24 protein-coding genes and 1 pseudogene are annotated in these 19,629 nt (G+C 43.3%); 2 read left to right on the top strand and 23 right to left on the bottom strand.

Features of this window, described 5'->3' with window-relative positions; genetic code table 11:
- The 18 genes and pseudogenes from tnpA to BLV33_RS27300 all read right to left on the bottom strand — a co-directional run bounded on the left by tnpA (nt 1) and on the right by BLV33_RS27300 (nt 14,007).
- Nucleotides 1-411, bottom strand: a complete 411-nt coding sequence (tnpA, locus tag BLV33_RS27215; protein WP_139305868.1) for an IS200/IS605 family transposase — start codon at nt 409-411, stop codon at nt 1-3.
- 47 nt (nt 412-458) lie between these two features.
- Nucleotides 459-671 (bottom strand): hypothetical protein, encoded by a 213-nt coding sequence (locus BLV33_RS27220; protein ID WP_090799440.1) that lies wholly within the window; start codon nt 669-671, stop codon nt 459-461.
- Nucleotides 672-850: 179 nt separating this feature from the next.
- Nucleotides 851-1,312, bottom strand: coding sequence for a hypothetical protein (locus BLV33_RS27225; protein WP_090799441.1), 462 nt, complete (start codon nt 1,310-1,312; stop codon nt 851-853).
- Nucleotides 1,313-1,775: 463 nt separating this feature from the next.
- A complete protein-coding gene (locus tag BLV33_RS27230) occupies nt 1,776-2,357 on the bottom strand; it encodes a CDP-alcohol phosphatidyltransferase family protein (protein WP_090799443.1) in 582 nt (193 codons plus the stop codon).
- Between the two features lie 16 nt (nt 2,358-2,373).
- A complete protein-coding gene (locus BLV33_RS27235) occupies nt 2,374-3,474 on the bottom strand; it encodes an ABC transporter ATP-binding protein (RefSeq protein ID WP_090799444.1) in 1,101 nt (366 codons plus the stop codon).
- Between the two features lie 15 nt (nt 3,475-3,489).
- Entirely contained in the window at nt 3,490-4,299 is an 810-nt protein-coding gene (locus BLV33_RS27240) for an ABC transporter permease (RefSeq protein WP_090799445.1), read from the bottom strand.
- 4 nt (nt 4,300-4,303) lie between these two features.
- Complete coding sequence (locus BLV33_RS27245; RefSeq protein WP_090799447.1) at nt 4,304-5,191, bottom strand: ABC transporter permease; 888 nt, start codon at nt 5,189-5,191, stop codon at nt 4,304-4,306.
- Nucleotides 5,175-6,449, bottom strand: a complete 1,275-nt coding sequence (locus BLV33_RS27250; protein ID WP_253187281.1) for an ABC transporter substrate-binding protein — start codon at nt 6,447-6,449, stop codon at nt 5,175-5,177. The genes BLV33_RS27245 and BLV33_RS27250 overlap by 17 nt, the downstream gene beginning before the upstream one ends.
- Before the next feature lie 171 nt (nt 6,450-6,620).
- The gene (locus tag BLV33_RS27255; RefSeq protein WP_090799450.1) at nt 6,621-7,703 is read right to left on the bottom strand and encodes an FAD-dependent oxidoreductase; all 1,083 of its coding nucleotides are present in this window, start codon (nt 7,701-7,703) and stop codon (nt 6,621-6,623) included.
- Between the two features lie 16 nt (nt 7,704-7,719).
- Nucleotides 7,720-9,150: a dihydrolipoyl dehydrogenase family protein gene (locus tag BLV33_RS27260; protein WP_090799451.1), complete on the bottom strand. Its 1,431-nt coding sequence runs from the start codon at nt 9,148-9,150 to the stop codon at nt 7,720-7,722.
- Nucleotides 9,147-9,812, bottom strand: a complete 666-nt coding sequence (locus BLV33_RS27265) for a TVP38/TMEM64 family protein (protein ID WP_090799453.1) — start codon at nt 9,810-9,812, stop codon at nt 9,147-9,149. The genes BLV33_RS27260 and BLV33_RS27265 overlap by 4 nt, the downstream gene beginning before the upstream one ends.
- Nucleotides 9,813-9,835: 23 nt before the next feature.
- Nucleotides 9,836-10,516 carry a Crp/Fnr family transcriptional regulator gene (locus BLV33_RS27270; RefSeq protein ID WP_253187282.1) on the bottom strand — a complete coding sequence of 227 codons (681 nt, stop codon included), beginning with the start codon at nt 10,514-10,516 and terminating at the stop codon, nt 9,836-9,838.
- Nucleotides 10,513-10,746, bottom strand: coding sequence for a glutaredoxin family protein (locus BLV33_RS27275; RefSeq protein ID WP_090799454.1), 234 nt, complete (start codon nt 10,744-10,746; stop codon nt 10,513-10,515). Before BLV33_RS27275 ends, BLV33_RS27270 begins: the two co-directional genes overlap by 4 nt.
- 140 nt (nt 10,747-10,886) lie before the next feature.
- Nucleotides 10,887-11,240 carry a DsrE family protein gene (locus BLV33_RS27280; RefSeq protein WP_090799456.1) on the bottom strand — a complete coding sequence of 118 codons (354 nt, stop codon included), beginning with the start codon at nt 11,238-11,240 and terminating at the stop codon, nt 10,887-10,889.
- Nucleotides 11,241-11,266: 26 nt separating this feature from the next.
- Nucleotides 11,267-11,577: pseudogene (gene trxA / locus BLV33_RS27285) on the bottom strand (thioredoxin).
- A 138-nt stretch (nt 11,578-11,715) separates the two neighbouring features.
- Nucleotides 11,716-12,612, bottom strand: a complete 897-nt coding sequence (locus BLV33_RS27290; RefSeq protein WP_090799457.1) for an RCC1 domain-containing protein — start codon at nt 12,610-12,612, stop codon at nt 11,716-11,718.
- Between the two features lie 125 nt (nt 12,613-12,737).
- On the bottom strand, nt 12,738-13,211 hold the full coding sequence (locus BLV33_RS27295; protein ID WP_090799459.1) for a putative immunity protein: 474 nt from the start codon (nt 13,209-13,211) through the stop codon (nt 12,738-12,740).
- A gap of 112 nt (nt 13,212-13,323) precedes the next feature.
- Nucleotides 13,324-14,007: a DUF6273 domain-containing protein gene (locus tag BLV33_RS27300; RefSeq protein WP_090799460.1), complete on the bottom strand. Its 684-nt coding sequence runs from the start codon at nt 14,005-14,007 to the stop codon at nt 13,324-13,326.
- A gap of 155 nt (nt 14,008-14,162) precedes the next feature.
- On the opposite strand from BLV33_RS27300, the gene BLV33_RS27305 reads away from it, so the two are divergent.
- Nucleotides 14,163-14,837 (top strand): MerR family DNA-binding transcriptional regulator, encoded by a 675-nt coding sequence (locus tag BLV33_RS27305; protein ID WP_253187283.1) that lies wholly within the window; start codon nt 14,163-14,165, stop codon nt 14,835-14,837.
- A 137-nt stretch (nt 14,838-14,974) separates the two neighbouring features.
- Here the strand turns inward: BLV33_RS27305 and BLV33_RS27310 are convergent, their stop codons facing one another.
- The 3 genes from BLV33_RS27310 to BLV33_RS27320 all read right to left on the bottom strand — a co-directional run bounded on the left by BLV33_RS27310 (nt 14,975) and on the right by BLV33_RS27320 (nt 16,891).
- Nucleotides 14,975-15,187 (bottom strand): hypothetical protein, encoded by a 213-nt coding sequence (locus tag BLV33_RS27310; protein WP_090799462.1) that lies wholly within the window; start codon nt 15,185-15,187, stop codon nt 14,975-14,977.
- A gap of 494 nt (nt 15,188-15,681) precedes the next feature.
- Complete coding sequence (locus tag BLV33_RS27315) at nt 15,682-15,960, bottom strand: antitoxin Xre/MbcA/ParS toxin-binding domain-containing protein (protein WP_171909397.1); 279 nt, start codon at nt 15,958-15,960, stop codon at nt 15,682-15,684.
- Nucleotides 15,961-16,093: 133 nt separating this feature from the next.
- Entirely contained in the window at nt 16,094-16,891 is a 798-nt protein-coding gene (locus BLV33_RS27320; RefSeq protein WP_090799464.1) for an alpha/beta fold hydrolase, read from the bottom strand.
- Nucleotides 16,892-17,202: 311 nt separating this feature from the next.
- Between BLV33_RS27320 and BLV33_RS27325 the strand changes: the two genes are divergently transcribed.
- The gene (locus BLV33_RS27325) at nt 17,203-17,475 is read left to right on the top strand and encodes a hypothetical protein (protein WP_090799465.1); all 273 of its coding nucleotides are present in this window, start codon (nt 17,203-17,205) and stop codon (nt 17,473-17,475) included.
- 200 nt (nt 17,476-17,675) lie between these two features.
- On the opposite strand, the gene BLV33_RS27330 is transcribed toward BLV33_RS27325, so the two are convergent.
- Together BLV33_RS27330 and BLV33_RS27335 are read right to left on the bottom strand one after the other, a co-directional pair.
- Nucleotides 17,676-18,098 carry a GNAT family N-acetyltransferase gene (locus tag BLV33_RS27330; RefSeq protein ID WP_090799466.1) on the bottom strand — a complete coding sequence of 141 codons (423 nt, stop codon included), beginning with the start codon at nt 18,096-18,098 and terminating at the stop codon, nt 17,676-17,678.
- Nucleotides 18,099-18,366: 268 nt separating this feature from the next.
- Complete coding sequence (locus BLV33_RS27335) at nt 18,367-19,371, bottom strand: DUF4830 domain-containing protein (protein ID WP_090799468.1); 1,005 nt, start codon at nt 19,369-19,371, stop codon at nt 18,367-18,369.
- Nucleotides 19,372-19,629 lie beyond the last annotated feature (258 nt).

The raw sequence follows: 19,629 nt of genomic DNA on the forward strand, positions 1-19,629 counted from the left end.
CTATTCACCTCGTTCTTTTTGGCTTTCAATATATTTTTTGATTACATCCAGTTGAACTGTACCTACGGTTGCAACAAAATACGAGTTTGTCCATAGGGAAGGGAGTCTACTTTTTAGATGGCTAAACTCTAGTCTTAGCACTCTTGACGTGTACCCTTTCAAATGTTTCACTACTTTGTGGATTCCAAACTGTGGATCGCATTTGATGAGCAAATGAACATGATCGGGCATGATTTCCATTTCAACGATTTCTGTGTTTAACGCTTTAGACTTCTCTAAAAACAAACTTTTTAGCCTTGTATCAATTGGTTCTTTGAGTACCTTTTTTCGATACTTAGGACAAAAAACAACATGATATTTACAATCAAAAACGATATTATGATTACTTTCTGCTTTTCTACTCAATGTCATCACCTACAGTAAATTGTACCACAAATAGTTAGTTTAATATAGTTTATCTAACATGTTTTATAGAGAGAATTTAAGAATTTGCTCTTAACATCCCTAAAGGGATGCAGAGCAAAGTGCCTTATATCCCCATGGCTAAAGCAAGGGGTTTTACGGCGAATTTGATAAAGTTCCTTTTTTAGTGTCAGTCCTTTTTCTTTCCAGTTAGGATTGTAATCCTTTATTTCGACCGGCTCTGTTGCCCAAACAGGCCAATCTGTCATTTATATCAATCCCCTCCTTGAGCTATAAAATAATTAAAGATCAATATTCGTCATTTTATTTCACTATCCTGCCCGATCGTATTATGAGGTCACCAGATCTTTCTGGTCGACCTCATTTTTATGTGGTTGTAATACAAGGCACAAATGTGCAAAATTCGATCTTTTGTGGAGTTGTCTTATTACAAGGTTTTACTAAAGTAATCTAGTCCTCCGGACTTATAGAAATGATTAGAGTCTGTCAGTGTTCCTAAGTACCCCTTAAATTCTAAATCAGGGTGATTAGGATCTAAGTTCTGATTACCTTGGTAGTCCTCTTTAGGAACAAAAAAATTCAGCATTAGTTCGTTACCGGGTGAGATGTTGAGTTTGTTCCCTGTTGCCTCCACTTTAAGTTTATTGCCTTGACGCTGGAGTCCATTATTTGATGTGATAGGATAGCTCAAGTACAACTCATTTTCCACTATTACATAATTTGACTTGTTACTGAGTTTAAAAGTATATGCTGTTCCACTTGGCTGCTCAGATTTATCAACTAATACAATTTTGATCTTATCCAGATCTTGAGGTTGAAAATGGTCTGTAGATTTGCAACCAGAAATAAGTATTAAGATAACTATTAGCGAAAAAATTATCCTTAACAAAAATACACCTCACTTCAAATTTATTTCTAAATTATACCATGGTCTGTATAGGTCGTTCCCCTGATTTTAAAAATTATGTATAAAGACCCGTATTTTGTGAGGTGAAAAGGAGCTGCCGCGGCAGCTCCTTTTCAAGTAAGCATTAGACTGTCTTCATGCACCGAAAGCGATGCAGTAACCATTATTTTCACGGATGGTCATCCACTCCATCCATCGGACAAATGAGGTCCAAATTTGGGGAACTGTATGACGTTTCCATCAGATTCTGAATGAAACCTTTTGGCCATTCGGCCACCCCTTTTTTCCAGAAGAGGAAGGGCACAAGAACTTTGGTTCATTCCATGTAAATGGGTGGGTAATTCAATATGTGTGAATAAGGGTGTTGAATTGCTGTGAGTCCAAGTTACCAGACCCCAAACGCATACCCTGGAATAGCAGAGGAACTAAAAGAGGTTGTTCTTATTTATAGAATCCGTCTTGCTTCCAACATACGTTGCATGGCCGTAAATAACTCTACGGCGAAAAAAATGACGGTCAACCAGATAAGCCACTGGGGCAGCAAAATCATCAAAGTAAAAAGAATAAACCCTTCCGTACGCTCAGCCAAACCTGCCTGATAGTAAAAGGATTTCATCCCCTTTTTCTCTGTTAAAGCGCCCACGGTCAGAAAAACCGTCATAGAGAACACAATGGAAGCGGTGAGAAGAAGAAGCACAAATTTAGCTTCTGGAAACTTCGCAGCCAATCCGATAATAACCGACAGTTCCACTATACGGTCAAATGTAATATCCATCAATGTTCCCCAAGCGGTCGATTTCTTTTGTATTCTGGCCATGGAACCATCTACGGCATCCAGGAATCCCGATATCCAGAGAATCGCAGCGGCCCAGTAAGAATGACCAATATATATAAGAACTCCCGTGGAAATACCAAGAAAAAAAGCAAACCAGGTCACCTGATTAACAGTAAAACGAAGCCTAATTAACAGATTTGCGGTTGCACCTATAGCTGGCTGCACCAGATGCCTGGCATGCGTATCCAACATCTATTCTTCCCTCCTTTCATGCAGCGTGTGGAATAAAATACGCTTGTCTAATGTCAAACTGGACTGAGACCGCATCACCCGGTTTGGGTGGTGTTCGAAACCCTGGCTTCTCTATCATAAAAAGATCTTGAGTATCGAAACCTATCTTGAGATGATATAATCCTTGGCGATATGAAATCTCCTGAACCGTGCCTTGGAGCGATCGAGAATACTTGTCTTTAGCAATATCCGTTCTCAAATCAAAGTCGGCCTCCGACAAATGCACGCTTTCCGGACGGATCACGAGCCATCCTCGCCCGTTCAGTTCGTCCGTCGTTGGACCAAGCTTCACTTTTACACCACCGGAAATAAAATGTCCATCTCTCGTCTCGCCTTCCCAAACATTTTTTGCCCCCATAAAAAAAGCAATCTCAGGACTTTGCGGATTTTCGTAAATATCCTGCGGGCTGCCGATCTGGCGTATGCTTCCTTGCATCATAACTGCCATGCGATCAGCTAACAGAAATGCTTCCTCCCGGTCATGGGTGACAAAAATAATGGTCGTCTTGTACTGACTATGAATGTACTTCACTAATTCCCTCATCTCATCTCGCAGGCCGGGATCAAGTGCACTAAATGGTTCGTCCATGAGCAGCAGTTTCGGGGTAGACACAATAGCCCGTGCTAGCGATACCCTCTGCAGTTGACCGCCACTCATTGCGGAAGGGTAACGAGGCCCGTAACCTTTCAATCCGACGCCCTCGAGGATTTGCTCTGCCTGATGCAAACGCTCTTGCCTGCGGATCCCCTGCATTTTCAATCCGAACGCCACGTTTTCCTGGGCGGTCATGTGCGGAAACAGCAGTGGTTGTTGAAACACCATGCCGAAACCTCTTTTTTCTGCAGGCAGTGCGGAGACGTTTTCAGAGCCAAAGATGATCTCTCCTTGGTCGGCGTGGAGCAGACCTGCGATCAGCTTTAACAATGTGGTTTTGCCGCATCCTGAAGGTCCGAGCAGTGCAAAAAATTCACCTTCTTCTATGGTCAGGTTTACTGGCTGCAATGTAAACAAAGGGGAAGTATCCTTCATACCCCCTTTATAACTTTTCCCGATGTTCATTAGCTGTAAGTTCGGCAAAGGTTCCCTCTCCCATTAAACAAGAATGGTCATCTGTTTGCGGTAATACCGCCGCAAAGCGATATCCATCAGCCAAAGTAATATAACCGAGACCGCAGCAAAGAGTAATGTATAGGTAGATCCAATGGCGGGATCGCCGCCACTGATAAATGGAAACAGGATAATCGGCAGCGTAATCACTTGCCCGCCACCAACAAGAAACGTAATTAGATACTGGCTCATGGAAACGAGAATGCTTAAGCTTGCTCCTGCAACCATTCCCGGTAAAATGTGAGGCAATACGATATATCGGAACCGATGCCATTTTCCTGCCCCCAGCATACGTCCCTGATCCTCCCACTGAAGACCAAGCGTGCCAAAGCTTACCATAAGTGCCCGTATCATATAGGGCATCGTTGGCGAAAGGTGAGCTAGGACTACTCCGGTAGTTGTTTCTGTCAGATTGAGTCGGATAAAAGTGGTATAAAGCCCCATTACAGCAACGAACGACGGTACGATCATAGGCGCATACAACATGCCTTCCACGATCCGTTTACCTTTGAAATCCATTCTTGCGAGCGCATCTGCCGCCGGAACGGCAAGAACCAAATTAATGAGGGTAACGAGTAATGCAATGAAAACGCTCGTCCCGATGGCATTCCATGTTCCGGAGTTTACGGAGAACACATAAGCCCATGCACGGCCGCTAAACGATTCGGGCCAAATCTCCGGCCATCGCCATCCTGCAGAAAAAACGGAGAAGATGAGCGGAATAAAGGGCATGACAATGACGACAATTAATATTGTCGTAACGAACGAGTGTACCCTATGCATCCGTTTGCCCATTACCTCACCACCCTTCTCTTGCCCCCGTTAACCAGCGTTTACTTATCCGGTACGCCAGCCAGCCTAACACTGCCGTTATCAGTGCCAGCAGAACATTCACCGCCAGCGCTTCCGGGCGCTGTTCGAGCCCGCCGCTCGTATACAGTTCGTACGAAAGGACAGGAAGCATTTTGGGATAAGTGACCCCAAGCAGAAAAGGGACCTCAAACGCAGAGAAGGAAAAGGCAAACACAATAAATGAGGCAGACAGCCAAGCCGGAAGAAGAAGCGGAATCACGATTTCCCGCAGAAAATTCCATGAATTTGCACCGAGCACCTGAGCGGCTTCATACCAGGAGCCATGTATCCGCAGCAGAACCGGATAGACCATCAATGCAATAAAAGGCGCTTCTTTCCAAGCATAAGTGAACACGATTCCCCATCCGAACGGATCATTAATCCATACTGGGAAATCACTAATTTCTCGGATCAACCCCAAATGGAAACCGATTCTCGACAACCAGCCACTTTGCATGAACAGAAGTACCATCAAATAGGCGCCAACAAGATGAGGAATGATTAAGGGAAGCTCGAATCCTTTCGCCAGTAAGCTTCTCCCAAAGTTATTCCCTTTTTGTTTCAGCATAAACAAGCAAACCGCAACAAATACTCCCAATACGCCGGCTGTAAGGGTAGACAAAGATGATATTCGCAGTGTAAGCAATAATGAACTCCAAAATTCCTCGGAACCGAGGAGCTCAGCATAAGCAAATAAGGAAAAACGGGATTGACCCGCTGCAGGAAAATATCCCATACTTTGGATCAATCCTTCAGCGAGTCCGCCAAAAAACAATACCGTAATCACGATCCATGCGGGCAATACAAGAACATACGGCTTACTTCTTAGCCACATTGGAAGCCCACCCTTTGTCCAGAACGTCTACATATTGGGAAAGCATTTCAGGAACACGGTGACTGGCCAATACCTCTGAAGGAAGTGTTGCCTCTCCTCGGTCTATCACCGCTACCCTCTTTTGATCCTCAGCCGACAGCTTTTTAGGGTTGAGAGACATGTCTTCTCCCCAAATTGCCGAGTCCATCTTGGCAATTTGGGCATCTGGGGAAAGCATCAGATTAATTGCGGCCATCGCACCTGCTTGATGGACAGAATTAAATGGGATAGACAAATAGTGGGTGTTGGACAGCGTACCGTGCTCGAGCACAAAGGTTCGTGTCGATTGGGGAAAAAATCCTTTTTTGATTTGATTTGAAGCATTAGCCGGGTCATATCCCATTGTCATCCATACTTCGCCGCTGCCGAACAATTGATCCAGTTTGGTAGAGCTTTCGGGGTAGGTTTTGCCTTCCCTCCACAAAAATGGTTTAAGTTGATTCAAATACGCCCATGCTGGTTTAGCTTTGTCTTCCAGAGTTTTGGCATCAATTGATTTCGTATACTGCTCGTATCCACCCGTTTGTTCATAAAGAACGTGACGAATAAAGGCGCTTCCCGTGAAATCCGGAGGAGCCGGATACGTAAATTTACCAGGGTTTTGCTTTGCCCATTGAAGCAGTTCGTTCATCGATTTGGGCGGATTCCTCACCTTGTTCGAATCGTAGACGAAGACAAACTGGGCTTTCCCCCACGGTGCTTCCTTTCCATCCGTCGACAGGCCAAAATCATTTGCGATATCCGGGGCGTTAACGTCGACATACTTCTGAATATTGGGGAGCGTACCTACAAAAGATCCCCACAACAACGAGTTGTCTTTCGCCGTCTTAAAGTTTTCTCCATTAATCCACATAATATCGATACTTCCGTCTTTTTTCCCCGCCTGCTTGTCGGCTAGCAGCTTGTTAATGGTATCCTTGGAATCGTTTACTGGGATGCGTCTTAGGTTAACGCCGGTTTCATTCTTCAGTCGGGGCGCCACCCACTCGTCGATATATTTGTTAATGGAGTCACTCCCGCCCCACATATACATTTTAACATTTTGACCCTTGGCCTCAGTCAAAACATCATCCCATTTTGCGCTGAGCAAGCTGCTTGAACTGTTGCTTTTCGACGCTTCATTTGCATTTGATTTTTTAGATATTTGCGAGCAACCCGCCGAGAGGATTCCGAATGCAATGATAAACGCAACACTAATCCAAACCAATCTTTTCTGCAAATCGAATCCCTCCCAGAACATTTTGTTTTCTGCAATTCAATACTAACAAATTTTATGTTCAGGGCTCTGTATGCTACCTTACAAAGCTACAATTTTTCGTTTTTAAATATGGAGCACTCCTCAAAGACGATCTCTTTAATCCCTGTCAAACCCATTATAATCACTCTATTCCTAGACTCGATATTTGTCCATAAAAGCTTTATCGATATGTCGCTTAAGCTTCCAACACCATCTACCGTGCATAGCCATACTGCCGTACAAAAAAAGTGCCTCTCGGTTACCCGTAGAAAGCAGTGACAAAGATCTTTTCTGCGGGTGATATTTCTTCATAGCAATACCCCTAAAATACGCTTTCAAGTTGCTCCATAAAACGGGGGCTTCTTTCACAGCATAAACCCCTGATTTCGGCAGATCGGGATAACCGATGATTGAAATACAGTCACCTGCACCAAATACATTCGTATATTCTGTTGATTGCAACGTCGGGAAGACTTTCATATATCCATGATCATCTGTATTCAAACCGGATTTTGCAAAAAGGGAGGGCGCCTCAGGTCCCGTGACCCAGATTAGCTCATCGCACTGAAGTTTTGCACCTGATTTCAAACAAACGTGGTCCGAGAAAACGGATGTGACCGCATCGCCTACGCAAAGCCGAACCCCTTTTTGTTTGAAGATATTGGTTAATTTTAAGGAAGTGTGGTGCCCAGTATTTAGCATAAGGGCCTCTGTACTGATCAGAGATACATGCTTCGTCTTCCTGCCTCCACTCGCTCTTATCGCCAAGCTTAATTCGATACCGGATGAGCCCCCACCAGCCACTACAATTTGTTCAGCAGATTTTAGCTTCTCCAATAAATGAACAAAACGGTCCATTGGTTTGACTAAAATTGCATGTTCTTTAACTCCAGGAGTGGCGGTTTGCGCTGTAACGGATCCCATGTCTAGCGATATTGCGTCATATGACCAGCTTCCACTCTGCTCCGTGTACAGAATTCGTTTCGCCGGATCCACAAGGACTGCAATGTCCTGAATGAACTGTATGCTGGCTGATTGAGACAAGCGGCGCAAATCGATCCTGATTTCATCCAATGTATAAAGATTTTCCACATAACCGGAAATCATACCCGAATAATATTGATACACTGAAGGGGAAATTAGGACAACCTTGACATTCGGCAAAGGTTCCGACTGCAGCATTTTCAGGATATGAAGATGAGCGTGCCCGCCGCCGATTAACAATAATGTTTTCATTGGCCACCTCTCCCGCTCAACGGAACCATTCTATATACTTTTTTAGAATTTTCCCAATTGTCCCCTCAAATAACCGTCTCCGCCAGTACAGGTCTGCGGTCTGCTGAAGCGCAGCGGCGTGCGTCGGGTATGGATGAATGACGGTCGAAATGTCCCCGATTTTATGCCCGTGCTGTTTAGCGAAGACGATTTCCTGCATCCAGTCCCCTGCATTTTTTCCTGCAGCATGGGCACCAAGAATTCGACCTTTCGCATCGGTTATGACTTTGACCAAACCAACTGTGTTTCGATCTGCAATGAACCGATCCACTTCGCCAAGTGTGACCTGATGCACACGAATGCCATCACCATGCTTTTCTTTCGCTTGCTTTTCTGTAAGGCCAAGGTGAAATACTTCAGGGTCTGTAAAGGTTACCCAAGGAACATGGTCATAGTTCACTTTTCTTCGTAATCCGAGTAAAGCATTACTTACAATTATCTTGCCTTCCATAGCCGCTGCATGCGTAAACGGAAAATCTCGTAGTACATCACCGGCTGCATAAATATGTGGTACTGTTGTCTGCAACCTATCATTAACAATAATATATCCCTTTTCCGTTTTCACTCCTGCTTCATCCAAACCGAGATTGCCCGTATTCGGCTTACGGCCGGCGGCCACCAGAATCCCATCTGCCTCCAGTTGGATTTCTTTCTGCTCCTGTGACACCACGACTGCTTTGCGTCCATTATGTAATTTTTTAACCTGCCGAACTTTGGCATTGAAAAGAAATTGAATTTCCTTCTCCAAAGCCGCTTTAACGAATGGCACCATATCAGCGTCTTCTTTTTCCATCAAAGCTGGAGAATGCTGAATCACAGTCACCCCAGAACCCAAACGTGAAAAAGCTTGTCCAAGCTCCAATCCAACAGGACCGGCACCAATCACAATTAAAGTCTTCGGTAGTTGATTCAAATCGAAAATGGTTTCGTTGGTTAGGTATTCGACTTCGTTGATCCATTCAATGTCTGGAATGACTGGCTGGGAGCCAGTTGAAATGACGATTCGTTTTCCAAGAATGACCTGGCCGTCACTGATTTCCACTTGATGACTACCTTTTAACCGACCAAAGCCATAATAAACATCCACTCCCATTTTATGAAATCGTTCTGCGCTATCGTGTTTTTGGATTTTTTCAATTGCCGCTTTCACCCGTGTTGCGACTGCGGAAAAATCAACTTCTCCTTGCAAATCGAAACCGAATTCGAGCGAACTCTTTTTCGCATAATATACTTGCTTGGCCGATTCGATCAACGCCTTTGAAGGGATGCAGCCATAATGCAAGCAGTCTCCTCCGAGATTACTCTGCTTTTCGACCAATGCCACGTTCGCCCCCATGGCGGCGGCACCGGCGGCAACGGTTAGACCTCCGGAACCGCCGCCGATCACAACAAGATGATATTTTTTCATGGCCGATGCCTCCCTTCACGAGAACCTAACAGATCAACCTTTTTTCGAAAAATGAAAGGAATGGCTAGAACCACGGCAAACATCAAAGCTGCGATGACGATAGCGTATATAGATCCTTTCGTAAAGCTGGATCCCAGAAAATTGTAGGCAAATGTTGCCGGAATGATTCCGATAAACGTTCCGAGCAAATAAGGCAGTAGTCGTATTTTCGACACACCGGCAGCATAACTAACAAAATCAAACGATACGACAGGAATTAAGCGAATGAGAAGCGTATAAAGGAAGCCATGCTCTTCCAGCTTCATTTCAAGCTTGCTCCATTTACCTGTCCATTGTTTATTGACCAGCCGTTTGCCGAAATAACGTGAAACGAGAAACGACAACAACGCCCCCAGTGTGGCTCCGATGATCGTGTATACGGATCCCCACAAAGCGCCGAACGCAAGGCCCCCGGTCAACGACAACAGTGATGCCGGAAATAAAATCAGGGGCCTAAAGGTGTATAAAAAAATATACAGCGGCGGAGCCATCCATCCGAACGACAAAATCCAATCACGGATGTTCTGCGGAGTAATATGCAAATATTGGTGATTCATCCAAAGCAATATAGAGATTACAAAAAGCAGAAATACGAGTTTTATGACAAGCGACTTCTTTTTCAAGTCGTCACACTCCTTCCTTCCTTTTAAACGTTTAGCATTTGTTCCGCCCGTTCGATATCGATATGGACGGACATTCTACCGGTTTGAATCACACTTTCTTTAGACAATTCGTTTAAGACGACCGTAACGGTTTCACGGGTGGAACCGATCATATTGGCTATCTCTTGATGGGATAATGGCATATCAATATTATGATATTTCTCTTCACGTACTCCGAACTTTCTCGCTAAATTGACCAGCAAATGCAGCACTTTATCTCGAACATTGCCCATAGCCAACTGGACAAGAAGAGCATCTCTTTCCTGTAAAAGCGTGCTTAGCTCTTTCATTATTTTCACGGCGAGATGAGGCCGATCGATCAGCAACTGCTCAAATTGTTCTTTCCCAAGCGAACAGAGAAGCGTATTCTCCATGGTTTCAATAAACGTATCCCGAGTCCCGAGAGAAAAGGAGTCGATTTCACCGAACACATTCCCTGCACCCAAAATGCTCACGATAAATTGCTTGCCGTCCGAATTCATTTTATATAACTTGAGCTTACCTTCCTTGATCATGTACAACCCTTCATGGAAAGTCTCAGGAGTTTGGATTAACTCACCTTTTTTCAATTTGGTCATTGGACTCATTTTATCGATTTCCATAAGATCTTCCATAGGCAGCGCATCAAAAAGGCTGATTTGCGATAAATACCAAAGTTTATTCAATGGACTCCCTCCAACATTCGATCCAGTTTCTGACGGTCAAACGAATGAATGACATGCTCTCCAATCACAATCAGCGGCGTGGCAATCCCGCCCAAACTGAGCATTTCTTGAAATTTATCTTGATCATACGTTACATCGATTGTATCAACCGGCAATTTCTTCTCTTCAAAATATTCTATGACGCTTTTGCACTGGCTACAATGTTCTCTCCAATAGACTTTGATACTCATTATTCAATTACTCCTTGTAAGAAGGAATGACTACGTATTGAATATAACATACAATGACCAAATCCTACTGTAAGTTAACTTACACAACAAAGGACCGCCAGCTGTGGTGACCCACAGTCTCAGCGGTCCTTAGGTTTTTGTTACAGTGTAATAATTTGATAATCCTCAGATGCTAATTGCGCAATACTTGGATGTCCGTTTCGATCCCCAAGCATCGTCAAGCCGGATGTTTTCACTTCTTCGCTGACACCAAATGCACCAGCGCAATATTCGCAAACCCCTGTGATGACGCCAAGGTTTTTTACAGCTTTATATAAAGGATTGTACTTGTTTGCAGGATCTTCAAAATGTTTAACCCATACGGTTCCGGCACCATCAAAAATGACCTTTACCTCGTTACCGGCTTCTTTCAGTTCCTGTGCATATAATAAAGCATGCAGCGCTCTCCCCGATTCCTTTTCAGATGCGTGCAAGATAATGGCAAATTTTTTCATGATACTCCTCCTGTTTATTGCTTTTATTATTGTTCCAATTTGTTCTTCAAAAATTCCTTGCTATGAACTCCTACCATCGTGTCCACCAATTTTCCGTCTTTGAACATAAGCAAAGTCGGAATGCTCATTACCCCGTATTCAGACGCTAGCTCCGGTTCGTTATTTATATTCACCTTCGCAATGGTGGCCTGACGGCCCATTTCTTGAGCCAATTCCTCGACGATCGGTAGTTGGATCTTACATGGGCCGCACCAAGGTGCTCAGAAATCCACTAACGTAGCTCCTCGTTCAACTTGCTTGTTAAAAAAGTATCTTTTGTTAACACAACCGCTCCCATGGTACTCAATCCTTTCGGTTAGATGAGTCCATCGTATCTGAATTCAGCGCTCCCTTCTGTAATGTAACTTACAATGGTTTTCCTGGGTTTATTTTTATTTGCCCTTTTTTAAGATTTCGAGCTATTAATTTTGAAAAACTAATTGCCGGGCAGTTGGATGCCGCGCCAGCCGCTTACATCGCATTGGCCATATTCATTATCACCCACAGCAACCACCGTGCCGTCCGATTTAAGGCCGAGAGTATGAGCGCAACCCGCCGCAACCGCCACAATATCGCGCCAGCCACTTACATTGCATTGGCCATGCTCATTCCAACCCACAGCCGCCACAGCACCGTCCGATTTAAGGCCGATGGTATGATTACTACCCGCCGCTATCGCCACAATACCGCGCCAGCCGCTTACATCGCATTGGTCATGCTTATTCCAACCCACAGCCGCCACCGTACCGTCCGATTTAAGACCGATTGTATGAAGATAACCCGCCGCGACCGCCACAATATCGCACCAGCCGCTTACATTGCATTGGCGATACCGATTATTACCCACAGCCGTCACCGTGCCGTCCAATTTAAGACCGATGGTATGCCAGTCACCCGCCGCGACCGCCACAATATCATGCCAGCCGCTTACATTGCATTCACCTTCATTATTTCGGCCCACTGCTACCACCGTGCCATCCGATTTAAGCCCAATGGTACGACGCCAACCCGCCGTAACCGCTACAATATCGCGCCAGTCGTTTACATCGCATTGGTCATGCTTATTCCAACCCACAGCCGCCACAGTACTGTCAGATTTAAGACCGATTGTATGAGCATTACCCGTGTTCGTCGCCATATGAACATTACCAGCCGCGACCGCCACAATATCGCGCCAGCCGCTTACATCACATTGGCCATATTTATTATCACCCACAGCCGTCACCGTTCCGTCAGATTTAAGCCCAACGGTATGACGACGACCCGCCGCTATGGTATCTTTAGGCCAGCGTTTCACCTTTAACGCCGCTTCTTTCGGAGAAATGTAATCCATGTCTTACCTCCTTGAAAACATGACCTATTTTATTATATAAATTCATGCACCATATACTTCTGTATTCAACCGATAGAGATGATTGAGCAATAATAATCGGGTGTCTATTGCCATCATCGAACTGATCAGTAAGTGAATAAATACCAGCAGTCCTCATTTCGCAACCTCTGGTCGTCAAGTACGAGCTCCCGTATTTGGTCGTGAAGTTGTGCACGTTGCCACCGGCACTCCCGGCGACCAGACTCATCACGCTCATCTTCAGGAACCGCCGCACGTATGGCCCTAATCCCATAGGCTGCTGCACCCAACTCGTGAGCGGCTACATGCGCCACTGCCACGGCTTGTCCAGCGTGAGCCGCTTCCCTTGCAGCGCCGGTCACCTCTCTGGCTGCGGCGTTAGCAGCAAAGGTGTCCTTACGTGCTTGAGTCATTGTTATTTCGCCCCGAACCCAAGCGTGAGTGAGTTCAATTGCTCGGCGCGGACGGTCGTCATTTGGTTGTGCTTGCTCGAAATAATGTAGCACATGTTTTGTCCAATCGGCCGCCCATATTGCAAGAAGATGATGATCCGTATCCTGCAAGGTACCACCGCGACGCATAGTGACGAACCTAGGGTCTCGGATCTCGCTGAAATCATTCGTTTACCCATATTAATAACTCCACCACTTTACATTCATAGTTGGCTGGGGATGTGCTCGTTTTCCATCTTTATCATGGAAGATTCATTTTTAAAGCAGGACGCACACCATAACCGTCTATACTGTTATTCCCATAGCTGCGAATACTGCAACCTGTACCTACAAAAAACGCACGTGAAGGCTTGTTTCCTTGTGTTCGCAGCCACCACCAGGAACAGCCAACTTCTTCGCCGTCTCTGATGATATAGTCATCTTTGTTCGTTTTTTCATATACATATAAGCTGCATCCATCGGGCTTTTTCGTCTTGGCAAAATCGGTTCCAACAGCGCGCCTCAAATCCTTGCCGTGGATCTCAGATAAATCTTTTATCTCGGCAACGCTAAGCAGAAAGACCTTGTCCTCCGTATCCGGGCAGCCCTCTCCGTTGTCCGTGCAATGAGTCGTCTTTATGAATTGCTTTTCGGCGGCATTTAATGCGGCGTTATAGAATTCATTATTCAGCCACTCGCGCAAATCGCAGTCATGCCACGTAATTTCCATGCAATCACGCCACTTCAGATCCGCGCTCTTGCCGTGATACCTCTTGCAGTCCAAAATATACTCACTCAAAACAAACAGCTCGCTTCCTGAATTTTGAAGAACACGCCATTTAATCGCCAGTTCTTTACCGTCTACAGACTGCGGATACGTGCCGAACGTAATGAATTCGCCGGGCTTTAGGTTCCGGTACGTTAAAGCAAAATGACCCTTTTCCATTAAGTTTTCCTCCTCGATTTTTCATTCCAACTTCGATCATATAACATTCATGCAAGATTTCATTTGATATACCAAGAATCCTTGTGTGGACGGCCATTGTCTCTTATAATATTGTTGCCGTACTTTAGAGTTTGACTTTAAGAAAGGTGTCGCAGATGGACAAAACCTTTACGCCGAAACAGATGGCCAAGAGACTTCATGTCAGCACCACAACCTTGCGAAGATATGAAAGTCTCGATTTGGTGCCTGACGTACCTCGGACAGCCAGTAATAGAAGATATTATACTCCGTTGCATGTTCAAGCTTTCCTTGCTTTACGGTCCTTGATCAAAGGATTCGATCTGCCTATCGCCTACGATGTCATGAACTTATTAAAAAAAGGTCACGTTGAACAAGCACTTTGGATGATCAATTTACAACAGTACAACATTCAGGTTGAGAAGCAACGAGTCGAGGAGGTCATGAGCCTCATTCATCAAACTGATTTCTCCATGTATAGGAATATTCAGGTCACGGATGAAATGAAAATCGGGGAGGTCGCCGTTATCGCTGGGGTAAACCCATCCGCTATTCGACATTGGGAAAAGGAGGGGCTTATTCGCGCTAAGCGGAATCCGGAAAACGGATATAGAGTCTTTACATCGCGGGAATTAAAAAAGATTATTGTGCTAAGCAGTTTAAGGAAAACCGTCTTTTTCATTGAAAGCATGAAACAGTTGCTTGAAGCTTTAGAGACACATGATCTAACTACGATTGAACGCTCCTTCAAAGTGGCTCTTCAGAAGCTGAATGAGCAATTGGAAAAGCAAATGAATGGCAATCAGAAATGATGAGATATATACAATTTTGCAAAATAGAGTAAGTGGTTCAAATTGCATCGCGGCACCTTTCATTTCATTTTCCTAATTACATCTGAGATTTTTCAACCACAAAGTCCGATATAACAATGTTATTGAGCGTCATTCAACTATATTTTCCGAAGAGCCAATTTTTCTAATGCAGTAACAAGCTCTTTTACCAGCATGTCATCGATTTGTTTAATTAACTGTGAACCGGCATCTTCCTCACCATTCCATGAACGAACAAAAACCCGGCTACCTTTTATACTAAGTGCATAGCAATTGCTTTCAAAAATTTCATTCAAATGATACTCACGCAAAAGGGAATCAAGAATTGTCATAAAGTGCCTCCTAAGTAAAGTTATGATCATGTAGGGGTCACCTCACGAAACGGAAATAATCGTACGCTAAGTAATGCATCCGGGTACTTTCTCTTTGGACATTTACACAAAAGGGATGCTGCCTTTTAAGGATTGAATACATATCCTGCAATTGATATTAACGCTAGGATGACAAATATAATCATAAACCATATCATGCAACCCAACTTGGGTTTATTCGTGCGTTTCTTATTTCTGAAATAGTAGTTTGTGAAATGCCTCGTTAATACCTTTGCAAAGATTCTTGATCCACCATTATGACGAGACATTATAAAAATCCCCTCCCTTACTTGTGTGAAGGTATATATGTACAAAACCACTTATTTTGTGAGCATGTCAAAAGAAGCTGCCGCGGCAGCTCCTTCATCGGTTGTATAGAATCCTTTATTGAGCTATCGTTCTCCGTTAGCGTAACGAAGGGCTGCTGGATGCATCATAATCTCACCTTCATCAACCTAATCAGGCATCCGCATAAGTGCAACCCTCAGTATGTTTTTGCCCTCTTCACTATTCAATAAATCGATAGGCTTGACGTTATCTAAAGCTGGTACCGATTTAAATAACCATGTTCTAGCATGATTCCTAAGTCTATAGTTCAGTACAATCGCAATATCTTTCGGTACACTGATATCACCGAATTCGATTTCACTCTCAACAACACTTTTACTGCAATTGTCTACAAACTTGAGCCAATGATCTTCGTGATAGTCTTTTAAGAATACTTCAAATCCCATGACCATTCTCACCTCTTGTATCCGTTAGCTCAACGATGACGTTCATCCTTTTTTGTTTTTGCTTCATAAAGACAATGTTACATAAAATAAATAAGCGATAAGATTTTGTTCCCTATCGCTTTGAAGTGATTCCTTAATTATTATTTATAAAAGACGTCACTATTTCATTAAACTCATCTGGACTATCAATGTTAGGGAAGTGGGCTGAGTTTTTAAATGTTAAGTGTTTCGCATTAGGGATATTGGTTACTAACAAATCTGCTGTTTTTATAAAATCGAGATGGTCTAATTCCCCTGAAACTACTAAAGTCGGTACTTGCACTTCAGATAAACGTTCACTAGGATGAGGATCCAACCATTTTGGTTTGCTCTGATTCATGGGTTTGCTATATATATCACGAAAAATCTCTTTTAACCATTCCCTATTTATTTGTACTCGACCTATATCCTGTTTTGGACCATCTAAAAATAAATGAAGGTTTATTTCTAATGCTCTCTCAATATTTCCTGAGCTCAATTCTTCATAGAACTTTTTCATCAGCAATTGCCTGTCCTCGGATATTGGGGCGAAACCGCCTGAACAAACAAGAATTAGACTTTGTACCATGTCTGGATATGCCAATGCGAATTCTACACCTGCATAACCACCAAATGAAACACCTATAAAATTAGCACTTTGGATATCCAACTTTATAAGCAAAGCATGGAGATCCTCATAAAATGTAAAAGGCAAACCAGGGTCAATTGTTTTCCCTAGACCTCTCATGTCAAATCGAATTACTTGGAACTTTTTAGACAGAGCATCCATTTGCGGTTCCCACATACGACTATCCAATGGAAATCCGTGTAGAAGTACAAGCGGTTTTCCTTCCCCAGAGACTTCATAATAAACATCTATACTGTTAACATTTACAAAACCAGTTTGTCCCAAAGTTTTCACCCTCTTCAATAGAAGTTAACCCATTATTTTCTATATAGTAACATTTAACCTGCATGTTCACAGTGAAAATATTGTGACAATACAGAATTTATTATCTCATCTAAGGTAGCAGTAAAATCTGGTGGTTTTGTTACGCTATTCTGCCCGTTCGTTGCACTATCATTATCCGTTAGCTTAATGACGTAAACGTTGCATAGATGTGATGTCAGCAAAACCACCTTCAATACAAGTGTGGTAAAATGATTGCAATCAAATGATAAAATGGTATAATATGTTAATTAGTTAGGGAAAGGTGGTCGCTAATGTTAAGACAAATCTCAGATTATTTGTTTATGGGTTCGTTACTTCTTCTTGTAATTACATTCATATTGTATGGACCAGGTAAACGAGGGACGACGGCGATACAAATGAACAATGATGGGTTCACTGGTGCTATTACTGACTTACAAATGGCACAAAACCATAAAGAGGTCACAACTAGACAAGATAGCATGCTGGGACGGATTTTAAAATCATATTTGTTTTGGATTGGTATTATTGGAATAATTGTATCAATTGTCTTATCAAAGATTTAAGAGCGATATTCTAGCCAAAGCGAAGCAATAAGCCATGAATTAAAGAAAGTGGTTCAAGCATCAAATAAGCATAGTTCAATGAAAGATTCTGTTAAAATGCCACTCCATTTATTGGGAGTGGCTTTTATCTTTATTCACATATAATTATTTCAACTTATTTTGTCAGCCCTGTTTGGTATTGAACTATGGTATCCGTTAGTTCAATCAAAATTCTTGTAATGATAGACTACCTCAGTAAATGGACGCCACCCATTGTGATTCCAAAAAGAAAGAGCATTTTCATCTTTTGTGCTTACAAATAAAAATCCATTATCTATTCCCGCTTCTGTTAAACAATTTATACATCTTTCGATCATTTGTTTTGATAACCCCATTTTTCTATGATCTTTAGAAACTACGACATGATACAACGAACCACGTCGTCCATCATGTCCACACAAAACTGTGCCCACTACTTCTCCATTAAAATATGCAATACTGCTGAATCCTGGATTCCTTCTAAGATATGAATCAATTCTGTTCTTACTATCAAATTCCAATGAGATCGTAAATTCTTTGACCTCACTCCAAAACTTTGAAACACCTTCATAATCTTGTATTGTCATAGCTTTAATTTCATACATAAAGTACCTCCTTTTTTGCTACCCTTGCCTTTTATCTTATTTGAATTATTATACGTTTTAGATAACCCATTTTCCTTCTAAACATTCCGCTAAACTGCCCGTTACTTCAATAAACCAAAAAAGGAGCTGCAACTAGTCAACTCCTCCGCTCTCGTTCTCCGTTAGCTGAATCGACCTGATTGATATTTTCCTGATGTTTATTCAGCTATCTTACCGTAACATTTAGGACTAAATAATTTTCGAACTTTTCGTCCATTTGTTCCTCCGCTCACGGACCTGTGCCGAATTCGCTGACTTTCCAGCCGTTTGCGAATTTCATCATTATAGCGAAGCGAGTATTGATACCGGCTTCATCGTCATTATGTGTATTGAATGCATTGTCCCTCCATTTAAGCCTGAGCCGAACCTCGATTTCTAAAGTCGTGCGGTCCCCAATGTCGTTGATTTCGGTTATGGTCTGGGGGTCCATGAGCTTGAAGGAAGTGGGTTTTGCCATAAGGAGATTTTCAACCATAGAGTTGTTCTCGCCGAATCCGGAATTGTAGAGCAGCGGCTTTCCGGCAATATTCACGATTAGCGAGTTCAACATTTCATTTGGACTCAGGCATGCATAAGCCCGTGTTTTGTTGCCCTCGTCCGCAGCTTTCAGGAACGCCGCAAGCACTTCTGTCGGACCCATCGCCCCCAAATCCGCGTTCTTGCCGGGATCGCTGAATAAGCCTTGCAGCGCGACCCACTTATCGAATGGCAGACCGGTGATTTCGGGCAAGTACCGTTTATTTACAGAAGGTCCAATGCTGAAATAATTGAAGGCGAGCCAGGCGCCGGCCGTATTCCCCGAGTCGACAAGTAGCACGACATTGGAAGGGTAATCGAAGTTGTTTTGTGGATTCGGGGCACGCAGTCCTTCGGCCAATGCATAACGCCAAACTACCACGGTTTTCCCTTTTAACTGAACCAAGTCAAGGCCCGCGTCTTTGGAATATTCGTTGGCAAGCCGCCAAAACAAACCCTGCGGAAATTCGCCCAGTTTTACGTCCCAGTTTTGAGGCACCTGTACGGTGAACTTCTCCGGTTCTCCCTTCACCTTGAGACCTTTAGAGTTTAGGAAATCCTCTGGCGATTGCAAAACAGTTGCTGTCGGGGTTTCGATTGCCGGGGCAAGTTGGATCTTATTTACGTGTACTGTGTTTTCTGGAGTGTTTTTTCTGTCTGTTATTGTACATCCCGTAGTTATAATAGCAATGGATATGATAATTGCAAAAATCCGCATATAAGCACCTCCAATTCTTAGACGTACTGAATAACAAAATTGTTACTTTTTACCATTAGGCTATTGAACGAATCTGCCTGTTCGGAGCAATAAAAAGCGGCTGTCGAAGCAACCGCCATTTTGCTATCGTTCTGCGTTAGTGCAGAAAAAATTTTACAATTTCTTCTTCCATCCACGGAGTTTAATGTAATAGTAGGTCGGTATTACTGCACACAGTATTATTAGGACCGCCATAAGGAATTTCATATAGTTCAATCC

The sequence above is a fragment of the Paenibacillus sp. GP183 genome (assembly GCF_900104695.1).
Classification (GTDB): domain Bacteria; phylum Bacillota; class Bacilli; order Paenibacillales; family NBRC-103111; genus Paenibacillus_AI.